Origin of the sequence: Haemophilus haemolyticus, from assembly GCF_003352385.1 — a bacterium.
In the GTDB taxonomy this organism is placed as follows: Bacteria; Pseudomonadota; Gammaproteobacteria; order Enterobacterales; family Pasteurellaceae; genus Haemophilus; species Haemophilus haemolyticus_I.
Genome location: NZ_CP031243.1, coordinates 282,927 through 295,487, shown reverse-complemented (window position 1 = coordinate 295,487; position 12,561 = coordinate 282,927). Strand labels below are relative to the sequence as shown.

13 protein-coding genes are annotated in these 12,561 nt (G+C 38.5%); 2 read left to right on the top strand and 11 right to left on the bottom strand.

Annotated elements, in window-relative coordinates; genetic code table 11:
- Positions 1 to 31 precede the first annotated feature (31 nt).
- From gnd to nudE, 9 genes are all read right to left on the bottom strand, one after another.
- Positions 32 to 1,486 (bottom strand): decarboxylating NADP(+)-dependent phosphogluconate dehydrogenase, encoded by a 1,455-nt coding sequence (gnd, locus tag DV428_RS01470; protein ID WP_114908441.1) that lies wholly within the window; start codon positions 1,484 to 1,486, stop codon positions 32 to 34.
- Between the two features lie 98 nt (positions 1,487 to 1,584).
- Complete coding sequence (locus tag DV428_RS01465) at positions 1,585 to 1,917, bottom strand: avidin-fold protein (protein ID WP_114908440.1); 333 nt, start codon at positions 1,915 to 1,917, stop codon at positions 1,585 to 1,587.
- Between the two features lie 60 nt (positions 1,918 to 1,977).
- Positions 1,978 to 2,370, bottom strand: a complete 393-nt coding sequence (locus DV428_RS01460; RefSeq protein ID WP_114908439.1) for a GNAT family N-acetyltransferase — start codon at positions 2,368 to 2,370, stop codon at positions 1,978 to 1,980.
- Between the two features lie 33 nt (positions 2,371 to 2,403).
- Positions 2,404 to 3,102: a 6-phosphogluconolactonase gene (gene pgl, locus DV428_RS01455; protein WP_114908438.1), complete on the bottom strand. Its 699-nt coding sequence runs from the start codon at positions 3,100 to 3,102 to the stop codon at positions 2,404 to 2,406.
- 89 nt (positions 3,103 to 3,191) lie between these two features.
- Positions 3,192 to 4,676, bottom strand: a complete 1,485-nt coding sequence (zwf, locus tag DV428_RS01450) for a glucose-6-phosphate dehydrogenase (protein WP_114908437.1) — start codon at positions 4,674 to 4,676, stop codon at positions 3,192 to 3,194.
- Positions 4,677 to 4,750: 74 nt separating this feature from the next.
- On the bottom strand, positions 4,751 to 5,560 hold the full coding sequence (gene cysQ / locus DV428_RS01445; RefSeq protein WP_114908436.1) for a 3'(2'),5'-bisphosphate nucleotidase CysQ: 810 nt from the start codon (positions 5,558 to 5,560) through the stop codon (positions 4,751 to 4,753).
- A 4-nt stretch (positions 5,561 to 5,564) separates the two neighbouring features.
- Complete coding sequence (locus DV428_RS01440; RefSeq protein WP_114908435.1) at positions 5,565 to 5,981, bottom strand: hypothetical protein; 417 nt, start codon at positions 5,979 to 5,981, stop codon at positions 5,565 to 5,567.
- Between the two features lie 53 nt (positions 5,982 to 6,034).
- On the bottom strand, positions 6,035 to 8,023 hold the full coding sequence (locus DV428_RS01435; protein WP_114908434.1) for an OPT family oligopeptide transporter: 1,989 nt from the start codon (positions 8,021 to 8,023) through the stop codon (positions 6,035 to 6,037).
- 243 nt (positions 8,024 to 8,266) lie between these two features.
- The gene (gene nudE / locus DV428_RS01430) at positions 8,267 to 8,824 is read right to left on the bottom strand and encodes an ADP compounds hydrolase NudE (protein ID WP_114908433.1); all 558 of its coding nucleotides are present in this window, start codon (positions 8,822 to 8,824) and stop codon (positions 8,267 to 8,269) included.
- A 70-nt stretch (positions 8,825 to 8,894) separates the two neighbouring features.
- Between nudE and hslR the strand changes: the two genes are divergently transcribed.
- Positions 8,895 to 9,290 (top strand): ribosome-associated heat shock protein Hsp15, encoded by a 396-nt coding sequence (gene hslR, locus DV428_RS01425; RefSeq protein WP_005636135.1) that lies wholly within the window; start codon positions 8,895 to 8,897, stop codon positions 9,288 to 9,290.
- Positions 9,291 to 9,315: 25 nt separating this feature from the next.
- On the opposite strand, the gene asnC is transcribed toward hslR, so the two are convergent.
- Positions 9,316 to 9,768, bottom strand: coding sequence for a transcriptional regulator AsnC (gene asnC / locus DV428_RS01420; RefSeq protein ID WP_006995222.1), 453 nt, complete (start codon positions 9,766 to 9,768; stop codon positions 9,316 to 9,318).
- A 153-nt stretch (positions 9,769 to 9,921) separates the two neighbouring features.
- On the opposite strand from asnC, the gene asnA reads away from it, so the two are divergent.
- The gene (gene asnA / locus DV428_RS01415; RefSeq protein WP_114908432.1) at positions 9,922 to 10,914 is read left to right on the top strand and encodes an aspartate--ammonia ligase; all 993 of its coding nucleotides are present in this window, start codon (positions 9,922 to 9,924) and stop codon (positions 10,912 to 10,914) included.
- Positions 10,915 to 11,273: 359 nt separating this feature from the next.
- Here asnA and glpC read toward each other — a convergent pair whose 3' ends face one another.
- Positions 11,274 to 12,554: an anaerobic glycerol-3-phosphate dehydrogenase subunit GlpC gene (gene glpC / locus DV428_RS01410; RefSeq protein ID WP_114908431.1), complete on the bottom strand. Its 1,281-nt coding sequence runs from the start codon at positions 12,552 to 12,554 to the stop codon at positions 11,274 to 11,276.
- Between the last annotated feature and the right edge of the window lie 7 nt (positions 12,555 to 12,561).

The window sequence follows — 12,561 nt, the reverse complement described above, 5'->3', positions numbered from 1 at the left end:
AAAGTGCGGTAATTTTTATCGATATTTTTAACTACACATCATAGGTGGTAGAAGCGGTATTCCCACCACGACCTGTCCAGTTAGTATGGAAGAATTCACCACGTGGTTTATCAGTACGCTCATAAGTATGTGCGCCAAAGTAGTCACGTTGTGCTTGCAATAAGTTTGCTGGTAAACGAGCTGAAGTATAGCCGTCTAAGAAGGTAATCGCAGATGCCATACAAGGCATTGGAATACCCACTTCGATAGATTTTGCCACCACTTTACGCCAGTCACTTAATGCGTTTTCTAAAATACCTTTGAAGTAACTATCTGAACCTAAGAAGATTAAATCTGGGTTCGCTTCGTACGCATCGCGAATGTTACCTAAGAAACGACTGCGAATAATACAACCTTCGCGCCATAATAATGCCGTTGCACCGTAATTAATATCCCAACCAAATTGTTCAGAGGCTTCACGAATCAGCATAAAACCTTGTGCGTAAGAAATGATTTTTGACGCCAATAATGCTTTACGCACTGCTTCAATCCAAACTTTTTTATCACCTTCAACTGGAGTAACAGTTTTATTGAATAATTGATTTGCTGCAATACGTTGATCTTTAAATGAAGAAACACAACGTGCAAAGACGGATTCAGTGATTAAGGTTAATGGAATACCGAAATCTAATGCGTTGATACCGGTCCATTTACCTGTCCCTTTTTGACCAGCGGTATCTAAGATTTTTTCAACTAATGGCTCACCATCGGAATCTTTATAACCAAGAATGTCGGTGGTGATATCGATTAGATAACTATCAAGTTCAGTTTTTTTCCATTCTGAGAAGATGGCTTGCATTTCGTCATAGCTCAAGCCTAAACCTTCTTTTAAGAATTGGTAAGCTTCACAGATTAATTGCATATCGCCATATTCGATACCATTGTGAACCATTTTCACAAAGTGGCCAGCGCCTTCACCGCCAACCCAGTCACAGCAAGGTTCGCCTTGTTTGGTTTTAGCGGAGATTGCTTGGAAGATTGGTCTCACATATTGCCATGCTTCTTGATTACCGCCTGGCATGATAGATGGTCCATGACGTGCACCTTCTTCACCACCAGAAACCCCCGAACCAATAAAGCGAATGCCTTTTTCCGCTAACGCTTTTACACGACGATTTGTATCTGGGTAGTTTGAGTTACCACCATCAATAATAATATCGCCCTCTTCTAAATGTGGTAGTAATGCTTCAATGAATTGATCCACCACATCACCTGCGCGCACCATTAACATCACTTTACGTGGTTTTTCTAATTTAGCAGCTAAATCTTCTAAAGAGTATGCGCCGATAATGTTCGTACCCTTTGCTGCACCTTGTAAAAATTCATCCACTTTTGAAGTGGTACGGTTATATGCCACAACTTTAAAGCCATGATCATTCATATTTAAAATGAGGTTCTGCCCCATTACGGCTAAGCCGATAACACCGATGTCGCCTTTTACTGACATTGTTTTCTCCTGTTTGTGAGGTACCGATGCACCTATCATTTAGTATTTATTGTAAAGTATAAGAAGCTTGTTTCAGATATTCTATAGCAAAACTTCTTTTAAATTTCTCTAATTAAAGAGCTGCCTTGCTCTAACGTGTCTAGCCACTGCCATTTTTCATGACCGACGAGTTTACTTTTTTCTAAAGAAAATGTTGTACAGCAACGCCCCAAACGATTTTCTAGTGATTGATTTAAATGTTGATACGTAAATTGAACTTGAGTATCGTTAATCCATTTTCCAATTAAAAAACCTTTTAAAATTTCACCGCCACCATATTCTGCCCAAATCATTTTACCTTGCTGATGGTAATGAAATTCGGTTTGGCTGCTGACCTCACCATTTGCGGTGTTTTCAACAGCAATAAATTTTTTATTATCTAAATTTAACATTAAAGTAACTCCGCATCTGATGTATCTATATCTTATTTTAGTCCGTACAATGCTAATAAATTAACTCCTCGTCCACGCACTCATATGCTGTGTAAATCCAATATGCGGATAATAATCTACAGCTTGTGGAGCTGATAACAGCACAATTTTAGCTTGTGGATGTAAGGCTTGTTTAGTGTGTTCAATCAATTGCAATCCAATACCTTGTTTTTGATATTGTTCATCAACCGCTAAATCAGATAAATAACAGCAATAGGCAAAATCCGTCACGGAACGTGCTATGCCCACTAATTGTTCACCATCCCAAGCAGTAACTAATAAATCTGCATGGTGCAACATCGCCGCGACGCGTTTTTCATCCTCTAACGGACGGCGTGCCCCGAGCGTTGTTTTATTTAGCAGTGCAATAAATTGTTTAACTGAAATCGGTTCATTCACTTTGTAGTCTATCATTTTGCAAGCCTGAGATATTTGATTCTAAACTTGTTATAGCAACTCCGCCGCTGCCTTATCCAAATACCACTCCGTCACCCCATTTTTTGCTTTAATTTTTGCTGCTGGGTAAGGAAGGTTTTCAGCTGGAGTCGTTTGAATTTCTTTGAGGATTTCCGCTTTGCTTTCGCCGGTAACCAAATAGGTAATGCGTTTGGCTTGTTCAATGAGTTTGGCTGTTTTAGAAATGCGGATTTGGCCGCTTTCAGGGTGTTTTGCAATGACAGCAAGGTTTTCATCATCAAAATTGGTTTGATGTGGGAAAAGAGAAGCGGTATGACCGTCTATCCCCATGCCTAAAATGATCCAATCAAAAACACCGTTTGGAATGACCGCACTTAATTCTTCTTCGAAACGTTTTAGCTCAAAGTGCGGTTCATTTTCACCACGAATTCGATGAATATTTTCTGCTGGAATTTGAATATGATCGAATAAGAGTTTTTGCACTTCTCCATAATTGCTTTCTGAATCGGTTGGTGGAACCATACGATCATCACCCCACCAAAAATGTAGATTTTTCCAGTTAATTTGTTCTGCATAAGGTGCTTTGGCTAAGGTTTTAAATAACAACTTAGGTGTTGAACCGCCAGAAAGGGAAATATGTACAGGATGATTTAATTGGCTATAAATCACAAATTCTTGTGCAATTTTATCGACTGCGTGTTGAGCCGTTGGGAAGTTGATAGAGTTCATTGATTTTCCGTAAGGTGGGCTTTAGCCCACAATTTATTATGTTCGATATTAAGAGAGGTGGGCTAAAGCCCCCCCCTACATTAGATGAATTAAACTTTTTTCTTCATTAAACCTGTCGGTTTACGCCAAACCTTGCCTTGTTTTGCGATTAATTTATCAGCTGCAACAGGGCCCCAAGTACCCGCTTCATATTCATGAATACGACCACCATTCGCTTTGTAATCTAAAATCGGTTGCACAAATTTCCATGCGGCATGCACAGCATCGGTACGCGCAAACAAGGTTGCATCACCTTTCATCGCATCCAACAATAAGCGTTCATAAGCGGTTAATACTTGTGCGCCTGCCAAATCTGCATAACGGAAATCCATTGATACTTCTTTCGCTTCAAAACCTGCACCCGGTTTTTTCAAACCAAAACGCATTGAAATCGCTTCATCAGGTTGAATACGAATAATCAATTTATTCTCTGGTGCATTTTGGCTGAATACAGGATGTGGCGTGGTTTTAAAATGGATAACAATTTCAGTCACGCGAGCTGGTAAGCGTTTACCCGTACGAACATAGAATGGCACACCAGCCCAACGCCAGTTTTCAATTTCACAACGCAATGCGATGTAGGTTTCAGTGCGAGAATCTGCAGGCACGCCTTTTTCTTCTAAATAGCCGTTTTCCATTTTGCCGTTAATTTCAGCCGCAGTATATTGACCTAAAACGAGATTATGCTCCATATCTTCGGCAGTTAATGGACGCAAACTATGCATCACTTTTGCTACTTCATCACGCATTGAATTCGCATTAATAATTGCTGGCGGCTCCATTGCCACCATCGCTAATACTTGCAATAAATGGTTTTGGAACATATCTCGCATTGCACCAGAACCATCATAATAGCCACCGCGCTCTTCCACGCCAATAGATTCTGCACCAGTAATTTCTACATAATCAATGAAATTTCGGTTCCAAAGCGGTTCAAACCAACCATTTGAGAAACGTAATACGAGCAAGTTTTGAACGGTTTCTTTACCTAAATAATGGTCGATACGATAAATTTGATGTTCTTCAAAGAAACGGTGGATTTGTACGTCTAATGCTTGTGCTGTTTTTTCATCATAACCAAAAGGTTTTTCAACAATAATACGCTTCCAGCCATATTCTTCCGTATTTAAACCATGTGCCGCCAAACACTCAGGAATCACGCCATAAAGACTTGGCGGAGTGGACATATAGTAAAGCGTGTTACCACAGGTTTGATATTTATCGTGAAGTTCGTCTAAACGTGGAACAAGTTTGCCATAATCTTGAGCATCCGAAGTATTCACAGATTGGTAATAAAGATGAGAACAGAAAGCATCTAAGGTTTCTGGTGTTGTTTCTTCATTATGGATTAACGCCTCACGCATTTTTTCGCGGAAAGTTTCATCGTTCAAGTCAGAACGTGCAACACCAAGAACGGAAAAGTTTTCACTCAAACGTCCAATTTTATAGAGATTATAAAGAGCTGGAATGAGTTTACGGTGAGTTAAGTCACCAGACGCGCCGAAAATGACGATACAGTTATTATCAGTTTGCATAATTATTCCTTATAAGATTCCGAGTAATGTCGAAAATAATGCCGTATTCTAGAGAAAAAAACCAATCGAACCAATCAATTAAATTGAAAGATAGAACGCCAATCGAGCGATTGATCGCCCACCATAACAAAATGCGGATTAATCAAGGTTTCGCGTTGGTTATAGGTTAAAGGCTCAAAATGAGAGTCAAAAATAGCACCATGAGTTTCACCCAGTAGGACTTCAGCGCCAGCGGTATCCCATTCGCCAGTTTGTCCTAAACGAACATAACAATCTACTGCACCTTCAGCCACTAAACCGCTTTTTAAGCTACTTGAACCAACCACAACAAATTCACAAGGAAAATCCTTCGGCAAAATCGACCGTACTTTTTCTTGTGAAGTGGTTGCACCTACCGCAATTCGTAAAGGGCGGTCAAAATTTGTCGTGTTTTTAGTAAGTTTTTTTACCTGATCGAGTTGTTTTTTAAACGTGCCGAAATCACGCATTGCATAATAAGTTGTCGATAAAACTGGCGCATGAATAACGCTTAACACTGGTTTATTTTTACGAACTAAGGTTATCAAAACAGAAAATTGATCGGTACGATTAATAAATTGTTGTGTACCATCAAGAGGATCAATCAACCAATATTCTTTCCAATTTTTACGTTCTTTAAAGGAAATATGGCAATTTTCTTCCGAAAGAACAGGGACATTAGGGAAAAGTGCGGTCAATTTTTCTGTTAAAAATTGGCTCACAAAAAGATCCGCTTCCGTCACAGGTGTGTTGTCTTCTTTCAATTCAACATGAACCTGTTTTTGATAAAACTGTTGCAAATGCTTACCTGCTTGGTAAGCAATTAGCAATACTTGGTTAAGTAAGTGTTCGTTTAGCGTGAGCATAAAATTATTCTCTTGTTTTTGGTAGCAACCACGGCATCACAAACAGAGCATAAAATACCATTCCGCATGTGCTTATTAGGCCGAGGGATAATCCCCCTTCGGTCAACCAGCCCCAAAAGGACGTTTCTTGTTCACCGAGCAATAACAAATAAAAATAAGATGCCATATTGCAGTAAACAAATGAAATGATCGATGAAACGAATACAATCGAAGCAATGTTATAACGTGTGTAACGGAATTTTGCAGCTAAAAGTGCGGTTAAAAATGCGGGAATGGTGGCAAGAAGAAATGCCGTGAGAGCATAACTAGAAAAAGAAACGATAACGCCACTTGAGTCATCATCGAACCAAATCAAAAGTGCGGTGACGATTACCTGTAAAATCAGAGGGAAAAAAATAAGTGTTTTTAAATAAGATTTCATAATAAAAAAATAGGCTATCCAAAAGGTAGCCTATTCTAAAATAAATTTAAGAATTAATCAGATTTTTTCGCACGTAATACGCGAGATGCAAAAATCACAATGCCCACGATAAATACGATTAAACCCAACCACTCGCCAATAGCATCCCAGTTTTCAAGATTTAAGGATAATGGTGCTTCAGAACCACCGGTGGTAACAGAAGCCGCAATAATGAATGCTAAAATCACACCCATTAAGCTTTCACCTACGATTAAACCTGCAGAGAAAAGGGTACCGAAACGTTCTGCTTTAGCTGACACTTCTTTGTTACCAAGTTTTGCAATATGACGAGTCATGATCCACGCTAAGAATGCACCGACAATCACAGGCATATTAATTGATGGTGGTAAATAAATACCAATCCCCACAGCAATAACTGGCAAGCCAAAGACTTTGTTGCTGACTTTTTTCAAGAATGCATCAATCGTAATTAACACAGCACCTAAACCTACACCAGTTAAAATATAAGTCCATTCCAATTTATTTGTGAAAATACCTTGAGAAATGGTGGTCATTAATGTTGCTTGAGGTGCAGATAGGGCTTGTGAAGGATCCATATCTGGACGTGGTAACGCACCGCTGAAACCATACGCATGATATAAAATTTCTAATACTGGCGCGATAACAAGCGCACCCACAAAGCAGCCGATAATTAAGGCTACTTGTTGACGCCAAGGCGTCGCATCCACTAATAAACCCGTTTTTAAATCTTGCAAGTTATCGTTAGAAATCGTTGCGGTGGTTAATACAATTGACGCAGTAAAGAGTGTAAGTGCGGTTAAAAATTTCTGACCATCTACGGTTTCAAATAAACCAGATGCATTACCGATTGACACCAATACCAATGAAATCACGATAACAGAAATAATCCCGATACCAGAAATTGGGCTTGAAGATGACCCCACTAAACCTGCCATATAACCAGAAGCCGCTGCCACAAAGAAGCCGATAAATACAGCTAAGAAAGTACAGACTACCACTAATAAAATGGAAAGCTCAGGTGAAATCGGTGCAGCCGCGATAAAGTGGTGTAATGAAATAACAATTAACACAACTGTCGCGATTAAGATATAAATCATTGTTTTTGGAGAAAGGTCGATATCAACACGGTGCTCAGATTCAGCTTGCCCGCCTTTCAACATACGGAAAGAATGTACCATTCCTTCAATCATTGGTTTCATTAAAATAAGTAATGTCCAAATCGCTGCAATACCAATTGTACCTACACCAATAAAGCGCACTTTCGTTTTCCAAACCACCATTGCAGCATCAATTAAGCTTGCGTCTGCCGCGATATCACCTGACATAGTGAAATATGGCACAGCCACACCCCAAGTCAAAATAACACCGATTAACATCGCAATACCGCCTACGATACCAATTAAATAACCCGCACCAAGTAAGGCAAGTGAAAAGCCCATTGGTAATTGGAAAGCCGCTTTACCAGTTTGAATCCAAGCGCTTGCACCATCAGCCATCACGCGTAAACCGTTCGTTAAAAATGCAACTAATCCTGCTAAAACACCACCGTAAGCAATATCTTTCACACCGCTATCGCCATCTGCATGATTACCTGCTTTTAAGATTTCTGCAGCAGCTACACCTTCAGGATAAGGTAAATCACTGTTTACCACCATTGCACGGCGTAATGGAATGGTGAATAACACGCCCAATGTACCACCCGCAGCACAAATCAACATAGTTTGCCAGAACGGGAAGTCTTGCCAGTAGCCCATCATTAATAAGCCTGGTAAGACGAAGATCACAGAAGAAAGTGTCCCCGCTGAAGATGCTTGTGTTTGCACCATGTTATTTTCAAGGATACTGGAATCTTTGAAAAATTTGAGCACAGCCATAGAAATGACGGCCGCTGGAATAGATGACGCGAATGTCATCCCAACTTTTAGACCTAGATACACATTGGATGCAGTGAAAATCACTGTAATCAATGCGCCGAGGATAATTCCTCGAACGGTCAATTCTTTTAAGTTTTCGTTATGCATAAAAATGTTCCTCGAGTAAAAAAAGAAAACACCTAAACATTGTCAAAAATCGAGTATTTTTTCAAGTTTTTTAAAGGGAAATTTGAGCTTGTTAGAAAATATTTAATAAAAAGGGGAATATTTGAATGATTTTTTATTTATAGATAAGCGAAAAAGGCTAACTCAGGTTGTGTTCATCTGGCTACCATGATTTTCCTCTTTTTAAAAAAGAGAAAATGAGAGAACGATATTCAATTAAGCCCATTATTTTTGGCTTAAATAATCTTTCAAGGAATAAAGTGCGGTTAAATTTCTAGCTTCATTGAAATTGGGTTCTGCAAGTAATTCATCAATTTTTGACAATGGAAAGCGAACAATTTCTAATGGTTCGGGCTCATCGCCTTCTAACTGGCAAGGATAAAAATCCTGAGCAACAAAAATATGCATAACGCTACGCATATAACTTGGATTGGTAATCACCGTACGCAAGAAATCAATTTTATTGGCCCCCAGCCCCAATTCTTCCTTTAATTCACGGTTTGCTGCATCTTTCGGTTCTTCATCTTTATCTACGCCGCCTTTAGGAAATCCTAATTCATAACGTTCTGTGCCAACTGAATACTCACGAATCAATAAAAGATCATCCCCATCAATGGGAACCATCATAACAGCCTGTTGATTACCGGGTTTGAAACGCTCATAAGTACGTAATTCCCCATTAGAAAACGCCAAATCAACAGACTGAATTTCAAATAAACGAGACTTAGCAACGACTTGTGTGGTAAGAATTTTAGGTAATTTTTTGGATGAATCGGATAACATAAGTTTTCCTTTATTTTGTGATAGGATTGGGACAAACTGTACCACAAAATAGCAAAAGAGAAATTCACAAATGGAAGAAAAAGAAGTCAGATTAGATAAATGGTTGTGGGCTGCGCGATTCTACAAAACACGTAGCATTGCTAAAGCAATGATTGAAAGTGGCAAAGTGCATTACAACAATCAACGTGCGAAAGTAAGTAAAATTGTGGAAGTAGGCGCAATGTTAAAACTTCGCCAGGGAAACGAAGAAAAAGAAATAAAAATTATCGCCTTAAGCGATCAACGCCGAGGTGCGCCAGAAGCACAATTACTCTATCAAGAAACCGAAAGTAGCGTGAAAAAAAGAGAAGAAATCGCGTGGGCAAGAAAAAACAATTCGCTTTCCATGCCCCATCCAGATCGTCGCCCAAACAAAAAAGAGCGGAGAGATTTATTGAAATTTAAACATCAGGATAAATTTGAATAAAAATTTCACCGCACTTTCTATTTTCTTAAGGTTTAATATCTCGCAAAATTGGATTTTGCATTGAAATCAAGGTTTCAGTGGATTGAATTTCATCAATTAACTGAATCTTGGTCGCCAAAACAGAATGTAATTCTGCAATTGTGTGTGTCATCACCTTTAAGAAAATGGAGTAATTGCCCGTTGTATAATAGGCTTCAACTACTTCATCAAAACTTTCTAGCTTTTTGATCACTTTCTCATAATCTTTTGCGCTTTTTAGAATAATGCCGATAAAACAGCATACGTCATAACCTAATTTACGCTCATCAATGATCACCTTCGTACCTTCAATAATGCCCGATTGGCGCATTTTTTCTACTCGCACATGAATCGTTCCCGGACTGACGCCAAAGTTTTTAGCCATTTCGGCATAGGGAGTTCTCGCATCTTTGGTGAGTACACGTAAGATTTGCCGATCTAAACTGTCAATGTTGTGCATAAAATCACCTCCTTTAGATTTTATTTAATTTTTCATCACTGAATTAGATATTATTCAATCAGAACAAGAAAGTAAATAAAATACTTGAAATAAAATCATAATTTATTGAATAATGCTCAAAAATATTATTCCTCATTAAAAAAGGTTATCAAAATGAAAAAGACATTTATTTTACAACAACAAGAAATCAGCTTTGTGAAGAACACTTTCACGCAAAATCTTATTGAACAACTTGGTATTATTGAAGTGCAAGGTCCAATTTTGAGCCAAGTGGGTAACGGAATGCAAGATAACTTATCTGGCATTGAAAAAGCCGTTCAAGTTAACGTGAAATGTATTCCAAATGCCGTATTTGAAGTAGTACATTCTCTTGCAAAATGGAAACGCCACACCCTTGCTCGCTTCAACTTTAAAGAAGGCGAAGGCTTGTTTGTTCATATGAAAGCATTACGACCAGATGAAGATTCTCTTGATCCAACGCACTCTGTTTATGTGGATCAATGGGACTGGGAAAAAGTGATTCCTGAGGGTCGTCGTAATTTTGCATACTTAAAAGAAACGGTAAATTCTATTTATCGTGCTATTCGTTTAACGGAATTAGCCGTAGAGGCACGTTTTGATATTCCTTCTATTCTTCCAAAACACATTACTTTTGTGCATAGTGAAGATTTAGTAAAAAGCTATCCAGATTTAAGCAGTAAAGAGCGTGAAAACGCAATTTGTAAAGAATACGGCGCAGTATTCTTGATCGGGATTGGCGGCAAACTTTCAGATGGAAAACCTCATGATGGCCGTGCGCCTGACTATGACGACTGGACAACTGAATCTGAAAATGGCTATAAAGGCTTAAATGGCGATATTTTGGTATGGAACGACCAATTAGGTAAAGCCTTTGAACTTTCCTCAATGGGTATCCGCGTAGATGAAAGTGCATTACGCTTACAAGTTGGCCTAACGGGCGATGAAGACCGTTTAAAAATGGATTGGCACCAAGATTTATTAAACGGAAAATTACCATTAACTATCGGCGGTGGTATCGGTCAATCTCGCTTAGCAATGCTTTTACTTCGTAAAAAACATATCGGTGAAGTGCAATCAAGCGTATGGCCAAAAGAAATGTTAGAAAAATTTTCAAATATTCTGTAAATTGATTTGCCCCCAAACCTAGACTATTTAATTAAGGACTGATGACGATATTATGTCAAATTCAGTCCTTTTAATTTCAGTTGAATTCATCGATAAGTCGCCATTTGATACGCCAGCCTTGGTTTGAACCATTGATCTTATTTATTATAAAAACTAGCAGTATCTGCTGATTCTCATTTTCCTATTCAGAATTGGTTGGAGAACCTATTTTAAATTTGATTGTGTAATGTTTATCCATAATAAAATCTTCACCTCAATAGTTGATTTGTTTAGTCTAGCTTTTTGGATACAAATAAAATTTACCGCACTTTTTTCTACTTATAAAAAATGCACTTTAATTACAAAGTGCATTTTTATTATTAAGCATCCATCGACATACAGAGTAAAGTTAATGGGTGAATACAGGTCACATTGGATGACATATCAATTTGCCATTTGCAGGTTTGGCATTCAGATATGACGTAATCAAACCCACCTTCGTTAATATTATCGAATAGGTTTTTACCAATAGATTGTGAAACCTCATAGTTTTCTGATTTAAAACCGTAAGTCCCAGCAATACCACAACATTGGCTAGGTAACATAATGATTTCTAAACCAGGAATTTTTTTCAATACTTCCAAAGTATAAGGTGCCCAACCTGCTTTATCTACGTGACAAGCGGTGTGATAAGCCACTCGAAGTTTAAGTGGTTTCAAGGGTAATGTTTTACCTTCTTTGAAAAGTTGGTATAAGAATGGTGTCACCATATGAATATGCGGACGGACTTTAGCATTATCGATACCTAAAATATGATGGTATTCATCACGCAGATTAAGTGAACAACTTGATGCTTCACTGATCACATCTAGTCCATTTTCATCTACCATTTTTCCAATGTAATCGGTATTGAACTGTGCGATATTACGGGCACGTTCAGGGAAACCGTTCACCATTAATGGTAAACCACAGCATTTTTCTTTTTCCAGTAACATCACCCCAATGTTCATCGCATTGAACACTTTAAGGAATTCTTTACCAAGCTGCGGGTTATTATAGTTCACATAACAACCATGATAATATGCGACTTTACGCTCAAATTTTTGTTGGCCTTGTAACGCATTTTTCATATACCAGCTACGGAACGTACCAAACGCATATTTAGGTAAAGTACGTTCTTTACTGATTTTAAGCGTTTTTTCCAACATAAATTTGGTCGCTTTTAGGCTTGTGATGGTGTTTACAATCGGCGCTAATGGCGTATTGATTTTCCCCATCACATCAGTGTTACTTAAAATCGCATCACGCAATTTATTCATTAACGGTTTTTTAGACTGCGCTAAGTGATTATTACGCGCACGCACAATTAAATCACCGATTTTCACATCTGACGGGCAAGCCACTTCACAACGTTTACAGTTGGTACAATATTTAAGTGCTTCATCGTAAAGTTCTGCCGATTTCAAGCGTAAACGCTCACCATCTGGGCCAGATTGTTTTGGTCCGGGATAAAGTGGATTGTTACGTGAAACCGGACAAACAGCGGTACAAGCCGTACATTTAATACAGCTTTCAAAACTTTCGTCGATATATTTATGGCTTTCAGGTGAATTAAGGGATTGTTTTGCACTATCAATGAGTCGTTGAATATTATTATCCATATTATTC